General features: G+C 71.1%; 15 protein-coding genes and 1 pseudogene. 6 read left to right on the top strand and 10 right to left on the bottom strand.

All coding sequences use genetic code 11. The features are described 5' to 3' along the window. The 6 genes from kduD to IGS67_RS03605 form a co-directional block, all read right to left on the bottom strand. Entirely contained in the window at positions 1 to 780 is a 780-nt protein-coding gene (kduD, locus tag IGS67_RS03630) for a 2-dehydro-3-deoxy-D-gluconate 5-dehydrogenase KduD (RefSeq protein ID WP_192278013.1), read from the bottom strand. A 47-nt stretch (positions 781 to 827) separates the two neighbouring features. Beyond that, positions 828 to 1,607 (bottom strand): IclR family transcriptional regulator, encoded by a 780-nt coding sequence (locus IGS67_RS03625; protein WP_192278011.1) that lies wholly within the window; start codon positions 1,605 to 1,607, stop codon positions 828 to 830. 28 nt (positions 1,608 to 1,635) lie between these two features. After that, positions 1,636 to 2,463, bottom strand: a complete 828-nt coding sequence (gene kduI, locus IGS67_RS03620) for a 5-dehydro-4-deoxy-D-glucuronate isomerase (RefSeq protein WP_192278009.1) — start codon at positions 2,461 to 2,463, stop codon at positions 1,636 to 1,638. Between the two features lie 92 nt (positions 2,464 to 2,555). Beyond that, complete coding sequence (locus tag IGS67_RS03615; protein WP_192278007.1) at positions 2,556 to 3,863, bottom strand: TRAP transporter large permease; 1,308 nt, start codon at positions 3,861 to 3,863, stop codon at positions 2,556 to 2,558. A 10-nt stretch (positions 3,864 to 3,873) separates the two neighbouring features. Then, positions 3,874 to 4,380, bottom strand: a complete 507-nt coding sequence (locus IGS67_RS03610; protein WP_192278005.1) for a TRAP transporter small permease — start codon at positions 4,378 to 4,380, stop codon at positions 3,874 to 3,876. 30 nt (positions 4,381 to 4,410) lie between these two features. Further along, the gene (locus IGS67_RS03605) at positions 4,411 to 5,421 is read right to left on the bottom strand and encodes a TRAP transporter substrate-binding protein (protein ID WP_192278003.1); all 1,011 of its coding nucleotides are present in this window, start codon (positions 5,419 to 5,421) and stop codon (positions 4,411 to 4,413) included. A gap of 386 nt (positions 5,422 to 5,807) precedes the next feature. Here IGS67_RS03605 and IGS67_RS03600 point away from each other — a divergent pair, with 386 nt between their 5' ends. From IGS67_RS03600 to nhaA (IGS67_RS03585), 5 genes and pseudogenes are all read left to right on the top strand, one after another. Beyond that, complete coding sequence (locus IGS67_RS03600; RefSeq protein ID WP_192278000.1) at positions 5,808 to 6,788, top strand: DUF4862 family protein; 981 nt, start codon at positions 5,808 to 5,810, stop codon at positions 6,786 to 6,788. Continuing rightward, positions 6,770 to 7,243, top strand: a pseudogene (locus tag IGS67_RS14480) (NAD(P)-binding domain-containing protein); the annotation flags it as partial. The gene IGS67_RS03600 and the pseudogene IGS67_RS14480, both read left to right, overlap by 19 nt. After that, positions 7,217 to 7,660, top strand: a complete 444-nt coding sequence (locus tag IGS67_RS14475; protein ID WP_407925809.1) for an NAD(P)-dependent oxidoreductase — start codon at positions 7,217 to 7,219, stop codon at positions 7,658 to 7,660. The pseudogene IGS67_RS14480 and the gene IGS67_RS14475, both read left to right, overlap by 27 nt. A gap of 93 nt (positions 7,661 to 7,753) precedes the next feature. After that, complete coding sequence (nhaA, locus tag IGS67_RS03590) at positions 7,754 to 9,025, top strand: Na+/H+ antiporter NhaA (protein WP_192277996.1); 1,272 nt, start codon at positions 7,754 to 7,756, stop codon at positions 9,023 to 9,025. Between the two features lie 206 nt (positions 9,026 to 9,231). Further along, entirely contained in the window at positions 9,232 to 10,464 is a 1,233-nt protein-coding gene (gene nhaA, locus IGS67_RS03585) for a Na+/H+ antiporter NhaA (protein ID WP_192277994.1), read from the top strand. Between the two features lie 286 nt (positions 10,465 to 10,750). Here nhaA (IGS67_RS03585) and galK read toward each other — a convergent pair whose 3' ends face one another. From galK to IGS67_RS03570, 3 genes are read right to left on the bottom strand one after another with little or no spacing between them, the layout of a single operon-like run. After that, positions 10,751 to 11,962, bottom strand: coding sequence for a galactokinase (gene galK / locus IGS67_RS03580; protein ID WP_192277992.1), 1,212 nt, complete (start codon positions 11,960 to 11,962; stop codon positions 10,751 to 10,753). Next, positions 11,959 to 13,161: a galactose-1-phosphate uridylyltransferase gene (galT, locus tag IGS67_RS03575; RefSeq protein WP_192277990.1), complete on the bottom strand. Its 1,203-nt coding sequence runs from the start codon at positions 13,159 to 13,161 to the stop codon at positions 11,959 to 11,961. The genes galK and galT overlap by 4 nt, the downstream gene beginning before the upstream one ends. Further along, positions 13,158 to 13,949 carry a DeoR/GlpR family DNA-binding transcription regulator gene (locus IGS67_RS03570; RefSeq protein WP_192277988.1) on the bottom strand — a complete coding sequence of 264 codons (792 nt, stop codon included), beginning with the start codon at positions 13,947 to 13,949 and terminating at the stop codon, positions 13,158 to 13,160. Before IGS67_RS03570 ends, galT begins: the two co-directional genes overlap by 4 nt. A gap of 142 nt (positions 13,950 to 14,091) precedes the next feature. Between IGS67_RS03570 and IGS67_RS03565 the strand changes: the two genes are divergently transcribed. Continuing rightward, positions 14,092 to 14,925: an alpha/beta fold hydrolase gene (locus IGS67_RS03565; protein ID WP_192277986.1), complete on the top strand. Its 834-nt coding sequence runs from the start codon at positions 14,092 to 14,094 to the stop codon at positions 14,923 to 14,925. Between the two features lie 87 nt (positions 14,926 to 15,012). On the opposite strand, the gene IGS67_RS03560 is transcribed toward IGS67_RS03565, so the two are convergent. Continuing rightward, a complete protein-coding gene (locus tag IGS67_RS03560; protein ID WP_210767055.1) occupies positions 15,013 to 17,574 on the bottom strand; it encodes an ATP-dependent Clp protease ATP-binding subunit in 2,562 nt (853 codons plus the stop codon). Positions 17,575 to 17,720: the final 146 nt, after the last annotated feature.

Genomic DNA, 17,720 nt, shown 5'->3' with positions numbered 1-17,720 from the left:
TCAGCGGGCGAGCCAGCCGCCGTCCACGGGCACGATCGCGCCGTGGACGTACGAGGCTGCACCGGAGCACAGGAAGTGGATCGCACCCGCGATGTCCTCGGGCGTCGCCCAGCGGCCCGCAGGGATGCGGTCGAGGATCGCGGCGGAACGGTCCGCGTCCGCACGCAGCTGCGCCGTGTTGTCGGTCGCGACGTACCCGGGGGCGACGGCGTTGACGTTGACGCCACGGCCGGCCCACTCGTTCGCGAGCGCCTTCGTGAGGCCCGCGACCGCGGACTTCGCCGACGTGTAGCCGGGCACGTTGATGCCGCCCTGGAAGGACAGCATCGACGCGATGTTGACGATGCGGCCCGAGCCGCGCTCGAGCATCGACGCGCCGACCTCGCGGCACAGCACCCAGGTGGCGCGCAGGTTGATCTCCATGACGGCGTCGAAGTCGGCGTCGGAGTGCTCGGCGGCGGGCGTGCGCTTGATGATGCCCGCGTTGTTGACGAGGATGTCGACGCCGCGCGCGCGGAGGTCGGCAGCGAGGGCGGTGAGCGCCTCGCGGTCGCCGAGGTCGCACTCGATCGGCGTGAAGGTGCGCCCCGTGGCCTCGACGGCGGTGCGGGCCTCGGACTCTCCGTCGGGCATCTCGACCGAGACGCCGACGATGTCGGCGCCGGCCTGCGCGAGGGCGGTCGCGATACCGAGGCCGATGCCGCGGTTCGCGCCCGTGACGACGGCCGTCCGGCCCTCGAGCGAGAAGAGGTCGGCGAGGTGGGCGGAGGTGGTGCTCATGGCGGGGTGCTTCTTCCTGTCGTGTGCGCGCAGCCCCGGGTGAGGGCTTAGCGCGGCTGGTAGCCCAGCGCCGCGGAGATGGCGTCCGCGGTGGCGATCGCGAGGGGTGCCATCGCCTCGATCTGGGCGTCGGTGTGCTCGAGAGCAAGGGTGGAGATGGACAGTCCGTAGCGGACCGTCCCGGTGTGGTCGCGCACGGGGGCTGCGACGCACGAGACGCCGGGGACGTTCTCCTCGCGGTCGCGGGAGTAGCCCTTGGCGCGGACGTCGGCGATCTCGGTGCGCAGACCCTCGAGGGTCGTGATGGTGCGCGCGGTCCGGCGCTCGAGGCCGGCGCGCGCGACGAAGCGCGCGAGCTCGTCGTCGGAGTAGTCGGAGAGGATGACCTTGCCGATCCCCGAGGAGTGCATGGGGATCGAGTGCCCGACGCGCGACGGCATGCGGTAGGGCTTGTCGGAGTCCTGGCGCATGAGGTAGACGACCTCGTCGCCGGCCGCGACACCGAGGTGCACCGTGCAGTGCGACTCGGCGACGAGCCTCTCGATGTGACTCCGCGCGATCGCGGAGATGTCGAGGTTCTCGAGCGCGCGGCCGGCGAGCGCGAGGATGCGGGGACCGGGCTGGAAGTGGCCGTCGCCGTCGACGAGGATGAACTCGCGCGCCTGGAGGGTCGCGAGGATCCTGTGGACGGTGGCCTTGGCCAGCCCGGTCGCCTCGACGACGTCCGTGAACCGGGAGTGCGACAGTGCGCCCTCGAGCACGAGCAGCGTCTTCTCGCTCGCGCTGGCGTTCGCAGCCGTGGCTGCGGTGTCGAGGATCTCGGTCATGGTTGTCGTCTCCTACGTCGTCGAAGGGTCAGCGCATCTCGGTGACGGGGAACCCGTCCATGTCGTCGAACGACTGATTCTCCCCGGCCATCGCCCAGACGAACGAATATGCCGCGGTTCCGACACCGGAGTGCACGGACCAGCTGGGCGAGATGATCGCCTCACGGTCGGCGACGACGAGGTGACGCGTCTCGTCGGGGCGACCGAGGATGTGGATGACGCGGGCGTCCTGGGGCACGTCGAAGTAGAGGTAGGCCTCCATGCGACGGTCGTGCGTGTGGGCCGGCATGGTGTTCCACATCGAGCCTGGGTGGAGCTGCGTGACACCCATGACGATCTGGCAGGACTTCACGCCGTTCTCGTGGATGTACTGGTTGAGCGAGCGACGGTTGCTCGTCAGCTGGTCGCCGAGCTCGCGGACGGTGCCCTGGCCCGGGAGGGTGAGGACCGTCGGGTAGGCGGTGTGCGCGGGTGCCGAGAAGAGGTAGAGCTCGGCCTGGCCGTCGCCCGCGTTGGCGAAGACGACGTCGCGGACGCCGCGTCCGACGTAGAGGCACGCGCCGGTCGGCATCTCGTGGACCTCGCCGTCGGTCGTCACGGTGGCGGGGGCGCCGACGTTGACGATGCCGATCTCGCGGTGCTCGAGGAAGTACTCCGAGCGGATCTCGGGGTAGGTCGGGAGCGGGAGGGGCTCGTCGCCGGGGGCTGCTCCGCCGAGGACGACGCGGTCGTGGTGGGTGTAGGTGACGTTCACCTCGCCGCGGACGAAGAGTCCCTGGACGAGGTAGCGCGAGCGCAGCTCGTCGGTGTCCATGCCCGGGATGTGCTCGGGGCTCGTGGCGTAACGCTGTTCCATGAGGGTCCTTTGGCTCGAGGTGTTGGGAGGTGGGTGGTGGGTGGTCCTCCGTCACGCCCCGTGCGGAGCGTGACGGAGGGGGCAGGCCTGGGTCAGAGGAGACCGATGGCCGTCGGGAGCCACAGCGAGAGCTGCGGGATGAAGGCGACGAGCAGGAGGACGACGAGCAGCGCCAGGAAGAACGGCATGAGCTGCTTGATGACGTCCTCGATGCGGAGGTTGGCGACCTTCGCACCGACGAAGAGCACGGGCCCGACGGGCGGTGTGATCGTGCCGATCGAGAGCGCGAAGCACATCATGAGACCGAAGTGCACGGGGTCCATGTCGAAGGCTGCGACGATGGGCAGGAAGATCGGCACGAAGATGAGGACGGCCGGCGTCGGGTCCATGAAGCACCCGATGACGAGGAGCATGAGGAGGATGAGCAGCACGAGGACGATGGGGTTCTCGCTGATGCTGAACATCGCCTCGGCGACCATCTGGGGGATCTTCGCGAAGCTCATGACCCAGCCCATGATCGAGCTGACGCCGATGAGGAACATGACGATCGCGGTCGTGCGGGTCGACTCGAGGAAGATCCGGTAGAGGTCCCGGACCTTGATCGACCGGTAGATGAACGAGAGCACGAGCGCGTAGACGACCGCGATGCAGCTCGCCTCGGTGGGGGTGAAGAAGCCGCCGAGGATACCGCCGATGACGACGACGATGAGCAGGAGCGAGGGGATCGCGTCGAGGACGATCTTGGCGCGGACGCTGAACGCGATCTTCTCGGTGATCTTGAGCTCGGGACGCTTGCGGGCGTAGAGGTAGACGATGATCATGCACGCCGCGGCCCACATGAGTCCGGGGACGTACCCGGCGACGAACATCGCGGCGATCGAGGTGCTCGAGACGAGCGAGTACACGATCATGAGGTTCGACGGCGGGATGAGCATGCCGGACGGCGCCGAGGCGATGTTCGTCGCGGCGGCGAAGTTCCGGTCGTAGCCCTCCTTGGCCTGCAGGGGCGACATCGTCGAGCCGACGGCGGCGACCGCGGCGACCGCGGAGCCCGAGACCGCACCGAAGAGGGCGTTGGCGGCGACGTTCGTCTGGGCGAGCGAGCCGGGCATGCGCCCGACGAGCACCTTGGCCGCGTTGATGAGCTTTAACGCGATGCCGCCGTTGTTCATGATGACGCCTGCGAGCACGAAGAACGGGATCGCGAGCAGGGAGAAGTTGTTGATCCCTCGGAACATCTGCTGGGCCGAGGTGAGCATGCCGTTCTCGAAGCCGAGAGCGGAGACCATCGCGAGGGCCGAGGAGAGGCCGACGGCGACGGAGATGGGCGCGCCTGCGAGAAGCAGGACGACGAGCCCGACGACGAGGATGAGGCCTGCGAGTGCTGCGGTGTCAAGCATCATTTCCTCCTTACAGGACGTCCGGCTCGGCGTCCGCAGCGATGCCGGACTCGGCACGCCGCAGGATCGCGACCAGGTGGTAGACGGTGTAGAAGACGATGAGCACACCCGAGATCGGCAGGGCGGTGTAGAGCCAGCCGACGTTGACGGGAAGGCCCGTGAGGTTCTGGTCCCAGGCGAGCGCGGAGATCTTGTAGCCGCCGTAGACGAGGACGAGCGAGGCGAAGGCGAGGATGACGAGTTGCATGAGCACGCCGATCCAGTGCTTCACCGCGTCGGGGAGCTTCGCGACGGCGAAGTCGACGAAGATGTGCCCGCGCTCACCGAAGACGAAGGCGGACCCGAAGAGCCCGAGCCAGATGAAGAGGTACTTCGCGAGCTCCTCCGACCAGCCGGACGGGTCGTTGAGCACGACACGGGTGAAGACCTGCCACGTGACATCGACGACGAGTACTGCGAACAGGACGACGCAGAACCACGCGAGCGTCGTGTCGAGACCTCTCTTGATCTTGTTCATGTTGGATCCTTCGGGTCCGCCCTCAGGGGGTCACTTGGCCGCTGCGCGGATGGCGTCGTAGACGCCCTTGGTGACGTCGTTGTTGAGCTTCTCCGTGATGAGCGGCTCGAGGGCGGTGCGGAACGCCTCGGAGTCGACCTCGTTGAACTCGGCGCCGGCCTTCGTCGCGATGTCGATGGAGCGCGTGACCTCGTCGTCCCAGTACTTGGCCTCGTCGGTGAGGGCCGTCGTGACCTCCTCCTTGAAGGCGGTGCGGTCAGCCTCGGACATGCCCTCCATGATCTTCGGGTTCGTCACGAGGAAGTCGGGGAACATGAGGTGACGCGTGTAGGAGTAGTACTTCGCGATCTCGGCGTGCTTGAGGTTCGCGTAGATGGACTCGTTGTTCTCGGCACCCGTGAGGACACCCGACTGGATGGCCGTGTAGACCTCGCCCTGGCCCATCGGGGTACCGGAGCCGCCCATGAGCTCCATCATGCGGAGGTTCGTGTCGGACTCGATGACGCGGATCTTCATGCCGTTGAGGTCGGCCGGGGTGTTGATCGGCTTCTTCGAGTTGTAGACGTTCCGGATGCCGCCGTGGAAGCCCGCGACGACCTCGAGGTTGCTGGCCTTGAGGGTCTCGAAGAGCTCGCCCGAGATCTCGGGGTTGTTGACCGTCTCGCGCTGGTGGTCCTTCGAGTCGAACGTGAAGGGCAGGTTGAAGACGACGAAGTCGGGGTTGAAGTTCTCGAGGAGCGAGCCCGCGACCATGGCGAAGTCGACGGAGCCGGCCTGGACGAGCTCGATGGTGTCCTTCTGGCTGCCGAGGGTCTCGTTGGGGAAGACCTCGAGCGTGTAGCGGCCGTCGGTGCGCTCCTTGAGGCGCTCGCCGAGCTCGGTGATGGCCTTGTACTGGGGGTGCGTGTCGGTCTGGTTGAACGCGACCTTGAAGGTCTTCGTGCCGCCGTCGGCGGCCTTGTCGCCGTCCGAACTGCAGGCGGTGAGGCCGAGCGCGAGCGCGCCGACCGCAACCATGGAAACCACGATGTTCCGCTTCATGTTTCTCCTCTGACGCCGTGGTCAGTCTCTGCCGGGGCACTCGTCCCTGAGTGCCGGGGTGCCGGCCCGGTGCGGTTGTCGTCGCATCCGGTGAGCCGAACGGTCGTCATGCGCCGTTGCGTGATGGAACTAAGTTCCGGTGTACGGAACTAGTACGACACATGCTTCCACGTGAGTCAACCCGCTGCCAGCCCACTCCTCGCCGGATCGCCCGTTTCGGGAGGCCTGAAGAAGCAGCCGTGACCCGTCCGTGACCTCGCGGGGGACGGAGGTCCCGGTACCGCTCCTGCCGCCGGATGGGTACGGTGGCACCGTGAGACGATGTTCCGCGTCACGGAACCTAGTTCCACGATACTGAGCCTCGACGACGAGAGAACGGGACGACGATGACCTTCCCCACCCCCGGCCCCCAGCGGCTCCTGGGCGCCTACGCACTCGCCCCGGCCGACGACACCGCCCGCCGCGACCTCTACCGCGCCCTCGACGAGCTCCCCATCGACGCGCTCGAGCACCCCCTCGCGATGCCCGGCGACCCGGCGTGCGACATCGACGCGATCAGCCACGACATCCCCGAGCGCCTCGACCTCGTCATCACGTGCATCCCCCGCACCATGAAGCGCCTCGCGACCGACGGCACCTACGGCCTCGCCTCGTCCGACCCCGCCGGCCGCGCCGCCGCGATCGCCGACCTCGCCGACGTCCGCGACCTCGCCCTCGCCCTCGCCGACCGCGCCGGACGCACCCGCGTCCGCACCGTCCAGATCCACACCGCGCCCGCCCCGACGCACGCCTCCGCGCGCGGGACCGTCGGCTCGGCCGACGCGTTTCGCCGCTCGCTCGACGAGATCACCGGCTGGGATCTCGCAGGCGCCGCCGTCGTCGTCGAGCACTGCGACGCCCTCATCGACGGGCAGGCTCCCGCCAAGGGCTTCTGGACCCTCGACGACGAGATCGCCGCGATCCTCGACCACGGCCACCCGTCGCTCGGTCTCAACCTCAACTGGGGCCGCTCCGCGATCGAGGGCCGCTCCCCCGCGACCGTCGTCGACCACGCCGTCGCCGCACGCGAGGCCGGGCTCCTGCGCGGCGTCATCTTCTCGGGCGCGACCGGCGCCGAGACCCCGTGGGGCGCACCCTGGGGCGACGCCCACATCGCCCCCGCGGGCGACGACCCCGCCCTCGCACCGAGCGCTGCCTCGCTGCTCGACGCCGCCGCCCTCACCGCGACGCTCGCCGCGGCCGGCCCGCTCGACCACGTCGGCATGAAGATCACCGCCGCGCCCGGCACCGACGTTTCCGGCCGGCTCGCGCTCGCGCGCGCCGCGCTCGACCTCCTCGCCCGCGCGCACGAGGGACTCGCCCGATGACGGTCGGCCTCGTCGGGCTCGGCGTCATGGGCGCGCCCATGGCCCGCCACCTCCTCGCGGCGCACGGCACGCTCCACGTCACCGCGCGCCGCCGCACGTCGGCCGACGACCTCGTCACCGCCGGCGCGACATGGCACGCGACGCCGCGCGAGCTCGCCGACGCGGTCGACGTCCTCGTCGTCGTCCTGCCCGACCTCCCTGACCTCGAGGCCATGCTCGACGGCCCCGACGGGCTCCTCGCGGGAGCACGCGAGCTCCTGATCGTCGTGAGTTCGACCGTCTCCCCCGACGGCGTCCGCACGCTCGACGCCCGCCTGCGCGCCGCGACCGACGGTCGCGTGCGCGTCGTCGACGCGCCCGTCTCCGGAGGCGCCGAGGGCGCCGAGGCAGGCACCCTCTCGATCATGCTCGGCGGCCCCGACGACGACGTGGCACTCGCTCTCGAGGCGCTCGCACCGTGCGGACGCGTCGAGCACCTCGGCCCCCTCGGCGCAGGTCAGGTGGCCAAGGCGTGCAACCAGATGATCGTCGCCGCCACCGTCCAGGCCCTCGGCGAGGCATCCGTCGTCGCCGAGCGCGCCGGCCTCGACGTCGCCCGGCTCCTCGACCTGCTCGGCACTGGCTACGCCGCGAGCCGCATCCTCGACGTCAAGAAGGACCGCTTCGCGACGCACGACCACTCACCGTCGGGCGCAGCGCGCTTCATGGTGAAGGACCTGCGCTTCGCCGCCGAGGAGGCCGCCCGCACCGGAACCGCGACCCCGCAGCTCGACGTCCTGCGCACCGTCTTCACCGACCTCACCGACGCCGGGCTCGGCGACCACGACACCGCGGTCGTCCAGGCCTGGATCGAACGGCTCACGCGGACGTGACCCGCGCCCGGGCGTCCTGGCCAGCACCCCGGCCAGGACGCCCGGCACCCCACCGCCCCTCCCTGACACCCGGCCCGCACCCCCTGAGGAACCATGAACAACCAGCAGCCCGTCGTGCTCGACGAACCCACCGCTGGCAGCCGCCGCAACCTCGCCGACACCCTCCGCGCCGAGAACACCGGCGCGATCCTCCTGCTCATCGGCGCGGTCATTGCGCTCGCCTGGGCGAACTCGCCGTGGAAGGACGCCTACGCGTCCCTGTCTGACCTCCGCGTCGGGCCCGCCGCCCTCCACCTCGACCTCACGCTCGCGCAGTGGGCGACCGACGGGCTCCTCGCAATCTTCTTCCTCGTCGTCGGCCTCGAGCTCAAGCGGGAGATCGTCGACGGTCAGCTCCGCCGGCCCTCGACGGCGATCGTCCCGATCCTCGCCGCCGTCGGCGGCATGGCCGTTCCCGCGCTCGTCTACACGCTGACGAACCTCCAGCCGGGCGGCGAGGCCCACGGCTGGGCGATCCCCGCCGCGACCGACATCGCGTTCGCGGTCGCCGTGCTCACCATCTGCGGACGCGGCCTCCCGACGGCCCTGCGCGTCTTCCTCCTCACCCTCGCGGTCGTCGACGACCTCCTCGGGATTGTCGTCATCGCGCTGTTCTACTCCGACGGCCTCGACATGCTCATGCTCGGCGGTGCGCTCGTGGCGATCGGCATCTTCGGCGTCGTCGTCCGGCGCCGCGGCGGCGCACCGTGGTGGCTGCTCGTGCCGCTTGGCGTCGTCGCGTGGGGCCTCATGCACGCCTCGGGCGTGCACGCGACGATCGCGGGCGTGCTCCTCGGTTTCACCGTGCCGGCGCTCGCCCGCACGGGTGAGCCCGTGAGCCTCGCCGAGCGCTACGAGCACGTGTGGCGACCCGTGTCCGCGGGTCTCGCGGTGCCGGTGTTCGCGCTCTTCGCGGCCGGTGTCGCGCTCGACCCCGCGGCCATCTCCGCGGCCGCCTCGACGCCCGCCGCGCAAGGCGTGTTCCTCGGGCTCGTCCTCGGCAAGCCGCTCGGCATCGTCGCGGCCACGTGGCTGCTCGTCACCCTGACGAAGGCCCGGCTCGACGAGTCGATGCGCTGGGGCGACGTCGTCGCCGTCGCGTGCGTCGGCGGCATCGGCTTCACCGTCGCCCTCCTCATCGCGGAACTGTCGTTCCCGGCGGGGGCCGCGTCCGCCGACGCGGCGAAGGCCGCCGTGCTGCTCGGCTCGCTCACCGCGGCCGCGCTCGGCGGGACGCTCCTCGCGTTCCGCTCGAGGGCTCTGCGCCGCCGGACGACGCAGGACGCCCAGGCCGAGGCGCAGTCCGACGCCACGTCCGCGGCCTGACGCCTGGGGGCGGTCGCCTGGCGCCCCGCGCCCTCGAGCCTCACCGTTCCGGACCGCCGTGACGTGCATCACGTGGCCGTGACGAGTTGGTTCTCGCGTGCGCCTGCGCGCGATAGCGGACGGCCGCCGACGATGCAACACGCTGCGCCCCGGACGCGCGAGATAACGTGGAACTCGGCCCCCTTCCCCGTCGTCCGAGGACTCTCATGACCGACCACCGCCCCGTCGTGCTCGACGAGCCGAGCCCCGGCTCACGCCGCAACCTCGCCGACACCCTGCGCAGCGAACGCACGGGCGCGATCCTCCTGCTCGTCGGCGCGGTCATCGCGCTCGCCTGGGCGAACTCGCCGTGGAAGGACACCTACGCGTCGCTGTCGTCGCTCACGGTCGGACCCGCGGCCCTGCACCTCGACCTCACGCTCGCCCAGTGGGCGACCGACGGGCTCCTCGCAATCTTCTTCCTCGTCGTCGGCCTCGAGCTCAAGCGCGAGATCGTCGACGGCCAGCTCCGCAAGCCCTCGACCGCGATCGTCCCGATCCTCGCCGCCGTCGGCGGCATGGCCGTCCCCGCGCTCGTGTACGTGCTCGCGAACCTCCAGCCGGGCGGTGAGGCCCACGGCTGGGCGATCCCCGCCGCGACCGACATCGCGTTCGCGGTCGCGATCCTCACGGTGTGCGGGCGCGGGTTGCCGTCCGCGCTGCGCGTCTTCCTCCTCACCCTCGCGGTCGTCGACGACCTCCTCGGGATCATCGTCATCGCGCTCTTCTACTCCGACGGCCTCGACCTGCTCGTCCTCGGACTCGCGCTGCTCGCAGTCGCGGTCTTCGCGGTCGTCGTCCGGCGTCCTGCGCTCGCGCGCTGGTGGGTCCTGCTGCCGCTCGGCGTGCTCGCGTGGGGTCTCATGCACGCGTCGGGCGTCCACGCGACGATCGCGGGCGTGCTCCTGGGCCTCACCGTCCCGGCGCTGCCCCGTGCGGGCGAGCACGAGGCGCTCGCGGAGAGGTACGAGCACCTGTGGCGGCCGGTCTCTGCAGGGTTCGCCGTGCCGGTGTTCGCGCTCTTCGCGGCCGGTGTCGCGCTCGACCCCGCGGCGATCTCCGCGGCCGCCTCGACACCGGCCGCGCAGGGAGTGTTCCTCGGACTCGTCGTCGGCAAGCCGCTCGGCATCGTCGTCGCGACGTGGCTGCTCGTCACCCTCACGAAGGCGCGGCTCGACGCGTCGCTCGGCTGGGGCGACGTCATCGCGGTGTCGTTCGTCGGAGGAATCGGCTTCACCGTCGCCCTCCTCATCGCGGCCCTGTCGTTCCCGGCCGGATCGCCGTCGACGGACGCGGCGAAGGCCGCGGTGCTCGTCGGGTCGCTCACGGCGGCCGCGATCGGTGCCCTGCTGCTATCGCTCCGCAGCCGCGCGCACGCCCGCCGCGCGACCCCGGCGTAGCAGCGACCGGCACGCCCCTCCCGCGCGACTCCCCCGGGCTGAGCCCGCCGGCCCTGCCAGCCCATCTAGACGCGGTTTCCAGGCGCAGGCGCGGGTTAAGACCCGCGCGTGCGCCTGAAAACCGCGTGCGCGCGAGGACCCGCACCCGCGCGCCCGCGTGCCAGCGCGTCCGCGTGCCAAAGCACCCGCGCTCCCGCAAGTTTGTGCGCTACCCGCGGGTCTGAACTTGCGGGTAGCGCACAAGCTCGCGGGTAGGCCGTGCGGTGCCGGCCGGTCAGCAGGCCGGTCAGCCTGCCGGGGACGACGGCGGCGCTGCGAGGAACGCCGGCGCCGCGAACCCGCGCAGCTCGAACGCGTCGGCGATCGCCTGCGCGACCTTCGCACGCTCGTCCGCGCGCAGCAGGACGATCGCCGAGCCGCCGAACCCGCCGCCCGTCATACGCGCACCAAGCGCTCCGGCTGCGAGCGCCGCGTCGACGACCGTGTCGAGCTCGGGGACAGTCACCTCGAAGTCGTCGCGCAACGAGACGTGCGACGCGGTCATGAGCGGGCCAAGCGCCGCGACGTCGCCCGCGTCGAGCACCGCGACGGACTGTCGCACGCGCTCGATCTCCGTGACGCAGTGCCGCGTGCGACGCCGGATGACCGGGTCGTCGAGGCGCACCAGTGCCTCGTCGAGTCCGTCGAGGGGAACGGCCCGCAGGTCGGGCACGCCGAGCACCTCTGCGGCACGTTCGACAGCGGCACGGCGTGCCGAGTACTCGCCGTCGACGTGCGAGTGCGGTGCGCGGGTGTCGATGACGAGCAGGTCGAGGCCGACGGGGAGCGGGTCGAACGGCACGGGACGCACGGCACCGTCGCGGCAGTCGAGGAGGATCGCGGCGCCCTCGACGCAACGCAGCGACGACGCCTGGTCGAGTCCGCCCGTGTTGGCGCCGGCGATCTCGTTCTCCGCGCGCACGCACGCGTCGGCCAGGACAGCGCGCGCGGCGTCGTCGAGCGCATCGACGCCCGGGCCGGCACCCAGGTCGAGGTCGAACGCGTCGACGAGCGCGACGGCCGTCGCGGCCTCGAGGGCGGCCGAGCTCGACAGGCCCGCGCCGAACGGCACGCACGAGTCGACCGCGGCGTCGAAGCCGCCGACGGTGTGCCCTGCCTCGCGCAGTGCCCAGGCGACGCCCGCGACGTAGACGCCCCAGCCCTCGACGGCGCCCGGGGCGACGTCGTCGAGGTGCGCGGTCCACTGCTCGTCGGTCTGCGCGGACACGAGCCGCACGACGTCGTCGTCCCGGCGACGCAGCGCGACGAACGTCCGGTGCGGGAGCGCCGTCGGGAGGCAGAGCCCGCCGGTGTAGTCGACGTGCTCGCCGATGACGTTGACGCGGCCGGGCGCCGAGCGCACGGCGTCGGGACGGACGCCGAGGCGCTCGTGGAGGAGCGCGGTGACGCGAGCGTCACCCTCCTCGCGCGTCCAGGAGCCGAGATGGTCGAGGCTCATCGGTGGTCCCCCGGGTTCTCGAGGCCCGCGGGGACGTACGCCGTGGCGACCTCGCGCAGACGGTCGGCGACCTTCTCGGGCGTGGTGTCGGAGATCCACGCGGCCATGCCGGACTCGGAGCCGGCGAGGTACTTGAGCTTGCCGGGCGCGCGGCGGATCGAGAAGAGCTGCAGGTGCAGACGCAAGTCGTCGCGGCCCTCGCCCACGGGGGCCTGGTGCCAGCCCGCGATGTACGGCAGGCGCGTCGGCGAGCCGTCGTCGTCGGGGAAGAACATGTCGCAGCGCCCGAGGATCTCGAGGTAGAAGCCTGCGAGGTCGTCCTTCTCGGCGTCGGTGAGTGCCGCGAGGTCGGGGATGGGGCGGCTCGTGTCGAGCGGCGCGACGTGGATCTCGACGGGCCAGCGGCCGGCCGCGGGCACGTACGCGACCCAGTGCTCGGACTGCGCGATGACGCGACGGCCCGAGCGGAGCTCGGCCGTCATCACGTCGGCGAGGAGGTTGCCGCCCGTCGCGGCGCGGTGCTCGCGCGCGCGGTCGAGCATGATGCTCGTGCGCGGGGTGAGGTACGGGTAGGCGTAGATCTGGCCGTGCGGGTGGTGGAGGGTCACGCCGATCTCCTCGCCACGGTTCTCGAACGGGAAGATCTGCTGGACACCCTCGATCTGCGAGAGCGCCTCGGTGCGCTGCGCCCACGCCTCGATGATCGTGCGCATGCGGAGCGGGCTCACCTCGCGCAGGGAGCGCGTCGAGTCCGGCGAGAAGCAAATGACTTCGCAGCGACCGTCGGCGGGGCGGACCTCCCAGAGGGGCTCGCCCTCGAGGTCGCCCGGCCCGGGGGTGCCCTCGACGCGTGCGAGCGACGGGAAGCGGTTCTCGAAGACGACGACGTCGTAGTCGGTGTCGGGGATCTCGCCGTCGGAGTATGCGGCGCCCGGGCGAGCGGGGGCGAGCGGGTTCGCGTCGGCCGGCGGCAGGAACGTGCGGTTCATGCGGTGGGTCGCCATGGGGATCCAGTCGCCGGTGAGCGGGTCGCGGCGCATCTGGGGGCCCTGCGCGCCGTCGGCGAACTGCGGGGGCAGCGGCCGCGGGTCGTCGAGGCGACGCGTCGCGGCGCCCGAGACGTACGGCTCGGAGTCGTCGAAGTAGAAGAGCTCGCGGCCGTCGGCGAGGTGGGTGGCGGTGATCCTGACGTGGGTCATCGGGCTTCCTTGGTGGTGGGGACGAGCGTGAGGTGGACGCCCGCGTCGTGGACGGCGGCGCGGGCGGTGTCGGGGAGGGCGTCGTCGGTGACGAGGACGTCGATGTCGTCGAGGCTGCCGAAGCGTCCGAGGCCGACGGTTCCCCAGGAGGAGGAGTCGGTGACGACGACGACGCGGCCGGCGGACCGCACGAGCGCGCGGTTGGTCTCCGCCTCGAGGAGGTTCGGGGTGGTGAGGCCGGCGTCGGCGTCGAGGCCGTGGACGCCGAGGAGGAGGACGTCGACGCGCAGCGTCGCGAGGGCGGCGACGGCAAGGGGGCCGACGAGCGCACGTGACGGGGTGAGGCTGCCGCCGGTGAGGACGACCTCGGGGCGGTCGCCGGGGGCGCTGCCGAAGGCCTCGGCGACGGGGGCGGAGTTCGTGACGACGGTGAGGTCGGAGCGCCCGCGGGCGGCGAGCTCGAGCGCGCACAGGTGGGTCGTCGTGCCTGCGGAGAGGGCGACGGACGCGCCGGGGCCGATGAGGTCGGCGGCGGCGCGTGCGATCGCGGTCTTGGCCTCGCGGGCGAGCTCGGTCTTCGCGGTGAAGGTGGGCTCGAGCGCGGTCGGGCGGGCGGGGACGGCTCCGCCGTGGACGCGGCGGAGGAGGCCGGCCTCGGCGAGCGCGGCGATGTCGCGGCGGACGGTCATCTCGGAGACGTCGAGCTCGGCGGCGACGTCGACGACGCGGACGGCGCCGTCTGCGGTCGCACGGGCGAGCAGGAGCTCCTGTCTCTGATGCGCAAGCATGATGCCAGAATCTCACAAAGTCGAACACGAAACAACACCCGAGTGGTCGGACGCACCCGAGCCGGCCGTCACCCGACGAGCGCCGCGAGCCGATAGGCTGGGCGTGGCCCGAGGACGGGCCCCCGGACATGCAGAGGCACAGGTGGCAGCACTCAACTACGGCGTCGTCGAGGCCGGCTCGGGGCACCTCGGGCACGTGACGTGGGCTGCCTACGGCCCCCCGGCGTCACCGCTCACGCCCGTTGTCCTCCTCCACGGCCTCGCCGATTCCTCCGCGTGCTGGCCCAGCGTCGTCGAGCACCTCGCCACCGACAGGCTGACGATCGTCACCGATCTCCGCGGCCACGGCGAGTCCCCCCTCCCTGACGCGCTCTTCACCATCAAGGCCGCGGCAGACGACCTCGCGGTCGTCGTCCGGCAGGTCGCGCAGCGTCCCGCGCTCGTCGTCGGGCACTCCCTCGGCGGGCTCGTCGCGCAGGACCTTGCCGTCCGCGCCCCCGCTCTCCTGCGCGGCCTCGTCCTCGAGGATCCCGCGTGGGGCATCGGCCGCGACCGCGACGCCGAGGTCGGCGCGTGGGTTCGCACGCTGCGCCAGAGCTCGTACGCGCAGCTCGTCCGCCAGTGCCTCACCGAGAACCCTGACTGGCCGGCCGACGAGGTCGCGCCCTGGGCCGAGTCGAAGCTCCAGGTCGACCCGCGCGTCGTCGACCTCGCGCAGGGCTGGGGCGACGGCGACCGCGTCGGCGAGCTCGCGCGCCTCGCGCCTCAGGACGAGTTCAGCACGACGGTCGTGCTCGGCACGCCAGAGCACGGTTCGGTCGTCCCGGCCGAGATGGCCGAGCGCGCAGAGCTGACGATCGAAGGCAAGGGCGAGGTGCTCGTCGTCGAGGGCGCGGGCCACTGTGTGCGCCGCGACCGTCGGGCGCAGTTCCTCGCGATCCTCGACGAGGCCCTCGCGGCAGCTGACGGGCGCTGACGACGGCGCGCGTCACCCCACGCACGTACGGCTGCGGCCTCCCACCCCGAGGGGTGGGAGGCCGCAGCCGTTGCTGTGCGCGGAGCGTCAGGCGCCAGCCTGGCGCAGGCCGCCGTCGCCGCCGGACGCCGACGGGATCGTCGTCGCACGTGACGTCAGGGGCTCGATAGCCTCGACCTCAACCTCAGGGAGCGGGCCGCGGTCGGTCCCGGTGAACGTGAACTCGCCGAGCGGGCCCTCGCCGACGGCGTCGACGAGGATCGTCTGCCCTGCGTGGACGTCGCCGAAGAGGATCTTCTCGGAGAGGACGTCCTCGATGTCGCGCTGGATCGCGCGACGCAGCGGACGTGCGCCGAGCACCGGGTCGTAGCCGCGCTCCGCGAGGAGCGCCTTGGCCGCGTCGGTGAGCTCGATCGACATGTCCTTGGCGCGCAGGCGCTTGTCGAGACGCGCGACCATGAGGTCGACGATCTTGACGATCTCGTCCTGCGAGAGCTGCGGGAACACGACGATGTCGTCGACACGGTTGAGGAACTCGGGGCGGAAGTGCTGCTTGAGCTCGTCGTTGACCTTGCCCTTCATGCGCTCGTAGTCGGTCGAGAGCGCACCGGTCGCGGCGAAGCCCGTGAGGACACCCTTGGCGATGTCTCGCGTGCCGAGGTTCGTCGTCATGATGATGATCGTGTTCTTGAAGTCGACCATCCGACCCTGGGAGTCGGTGAGGCGGCCGTCCTCGAGGATCTGCAGCAGCGAGTTGAAGATGTCGGCGTGCGCCTTCTCGACCTCGTCGAAGAGGACGACGGAGAACGGACGGCGACGGACCTTCTCGGTGAGCTGGCCGCCCTCGTCGTAGCCGACGTACCCGGGGGGCGAGCCGAAGAGGCGCGAGACGGTGTGCTTCTCGCTGAACTCCGACATGTCGAGCTGGATGAGTGCGTCCTCGTCACCGAAGAGGAACTCGGCGAGAGCCTTCGCGAGCTCGGTCTTGCCGACGCCCGTGGGGCCGGCGAAGATGAACGACCCGCCGGGACGCTTGGGGTCCTTGAGGCCGGCACGCGTGCGACGGATCGCCTGGGAGATCGCCTTGATGGCGGCCTCCTGGCCGACGACGCGCTTGTGGAGCTCGTCCTCCATGTTGAGGAGGCGCGCGGACTCGGTCTCGGTGAGCTTGAAGACCGGGATGCCGGTCGACTGCGCGAGCACCTCGGCGATGAGGTCCTCGTCCACCTCTGCGACGGTGTCGAGGTCGCCGGACTTCCACTGCTTCTCGCGCTCGGCGCGACGGGCCTGGAGCTGCTTCTCGGTGTCACGCAGCGCGGCGGCCTTCTCGAAGTCCTGCTCGTCGATCGCGGACTCCTTGTCGCGACGCGCCTGGGCGATCTCCTCGTCCAGCTCGCGCAGCTCCGGCGGCGCCGTCATGCGACGGATGCGCAGGCGTGCCCCTGCCTCGTCGACAAGATCGATGGCCTTGTCGGGGAGGAAGCGGTCGTTGACGTAGCGGTCCGCGAGGGTCGCGGCGGCGACGAGCGCACCGTCGGTGATGGAGACGCGGTGGTGCGCCTCGTAGCGGTCACGCAGGCCCTTGAGGATCTCGATCGCGTGGTCGAGGTTGGGCTCGGCGACCTGGATCGGCTGGAAGCGGCGCTCGAGCGCGGCGTCCTTCTCGATGTGCTTGCGGTACTCGTCGAGCGTCGTCGCACCGATCGTCTGGAGCTCGCCGCGGGCGAGCATCGGCTTGAGGATCGAGGCGGCGTCGATCGCACCCTCGGCGGCACCGGCACCGACGAGCGTGTGGATCTCGTCGATGAAGAGGATGATGTCGCCGCGCGTGCGGATCTCCTTGAGGACCTTCTTGAGGCGCTCCTCGAAGTCACCGCGGTAGCGCGATCCGGCGACGAGCGCGCCGAGGTCGAGCGTGTAGAGCTGCTTGTCCTTGAGCGTCTCGGGGACGTCACCACGGACGATGTCCTGCGAGAGTCCCTCGACGACAGCCGTCTTACCGACGCCGGGCTCGCCGATGAGGACGGGGTTGTTCTTGGTGCGGCGCGACAGGACCTGCATGACGCGCTCGATCTCCTTCGAGCGGCCGATGACGGGGTCGAGCTTGCCCTCGCGGGCCGCCTGCGTGAGGTTGCGGCCGAACTGGTCGAGCACGGCCGAGCCGGCGGGGGTGGCCTCAGCGGGCGCGCCCGACGCGACGGGCTCCTTGCCCTGGTAGCCCGAGAGCAGCTGGATGACCTGCTGGCGCACGCGGTTGAGGTCCGCACCGAGCTTCGTGAGGACCTGGGCGGCGACACCCTCACCCTCGCGGATGAGGCCGAGCAGGATGTGCTCGGTGCCGATGTAGTTGTGGCCGAGCTGGAGGGCCTCGCGCAGCGAGAGCTCGAGGACCTTCTTGGCGCGCGGCGTGAACGGGATGTGCCCGCTCGGCGCCTGCTGGCCCTCGCCGATGATCTCGGTGACCTGGGAGCGCACCGCATCGAGCGAGATGTTGAGGGACTCGAGCGCCTTCGCGGCGACGCCCTCCCCCTCGTGGATGAGCCCGAGCAGGATGTGCTCGGTCCCGATGTAGTTGTGGTTGAGCATCCGCGCCTCTTCCTGGGCGAGGACGACCACCCGGCGGGCCCGGTCGGTAAATCTCTCGAACATCAGCTGCTCCTCACGAGCGGCGTACACCCGCGCCGGGTTCGGCGCGCAGGTCTGACCGCTTCGACTCTAACCAGCCGAGGGGGCGGTGGATGCCCGTGTTCGCCACAGGCGTGACGTGCACGCGGTCCTCGGGGACGGGCACGACC

The organism is Flavimobilis rhizosphaerae (assembly GCF_014852685.1).
Lineage (GTDB): Bacteria > Actinomycetota > Actinomycetes > Actinomycetales > Cellulomonadaceae > Flavimobilis > Flavimobilis rhizosphaerae.
Note: the sequence above shows the minus strand (reverse complement) of the source record. Positions and strands in the feature narration are given on the sequence as shown.

What these genes read in the sequence shown, in the direction of transcription:
- kduD (WP_192278013.1), bottom strand. Translation starts at nt 780, where the DNA reads ATGAGCACCACCTCCGCCCACCTCGCCGACCTCTTCTCGCTCGAGGGC.
- IGS67_RS03625 (WP_192278011.1), bottom strand. Translation starts at nt 1,607, where the DNA reads ATGACCGAGATCCTCGACACCGCAGCCACGGCTGCGAACGCCAGCGCG.
- kduI (WP_192278009.1), bottom strand. Translation starts at nt 2,463, where the DNA reads ATGGAACAGCGTTACGCCACGAGCCCCGAGCACATCCCGGGCATGGAC.
- IGS67_RS03615 (WP_192278007.1), bottom strand. Translation starts at nt 3,863, where the DNA reads ATGCTTGACACCGCAGCACTCGCAGGCCTCATCCTCGTCGTCGGGCTC.
- IGS67_RS03610 (WP_192278005.1), bottom strand. Translation starts at nt 4,380, where the DNA reads ATGAACAAGATCAAGAGAGGTCTCGACACGACGCTCGCGTGGTTCTGC.
- IGS67_RS03605 (WP_192278003.1), bottom strand. Translation starts at nt 5,421, where the DNA reads ATGAAGCGGAACATCGTGGTTTCCATGGTTGCGGTCGGCGCGCTCGCG.
- IGS67_RS03600 (WP_192278000.1), top strand. Translation starts at nt 5,808, where the DNA reads ATGACCTTCCCCACCCCCGGCCCCCAGCGGCTCCTGGGCGCCTACGCA.
- nhaA (WP_192277996.1), top strand. Translation starts at nt 7,754, where the DNA reads ATGAACAACCAGCAGCCCGTCGTGCTCGACGAACCCACCGCTGGCAGC.
- nhaA (WP_192277994.1), top strand. Translation starts at nt 9,232, where the DNA reads ATGACCGACCACCGCCCCGTCGTGCTCGACGAGCCGAGCCCCGGCTCA.
- galK (WP_192277992.1), bottom strand. Translation starts at nt 11,962, where the DNA reads ATGAGCCTCGACCATCTCGGCTCCTGGACGCGCGAGGAGGGTGACGCT.
- galT (WP_192277990.1), bottom strand. Translation starts at nt 13,161, where the DNA reads ATGACCCACGTCAGGATCACCGCCACCCACCTCGCCGACGGCCGCGAG.
- IGS67_RS03570 (WP_192277988.1), bottom strand. Translation starts at nt 13,949, where the DNA reads ATGCTTGCGCATCAGAGACAGGAGCTCCTGCTCGCCCGTGCGACCGCA.
- IGS67_RS03560 (WP_210767055.1), bottom strand. Translation starts at nt 17,574, where the DNA reads ATGTTCGAGAGATTTACCGACCGGGCCCGCCGGGTGGTCGTCCTCGCC.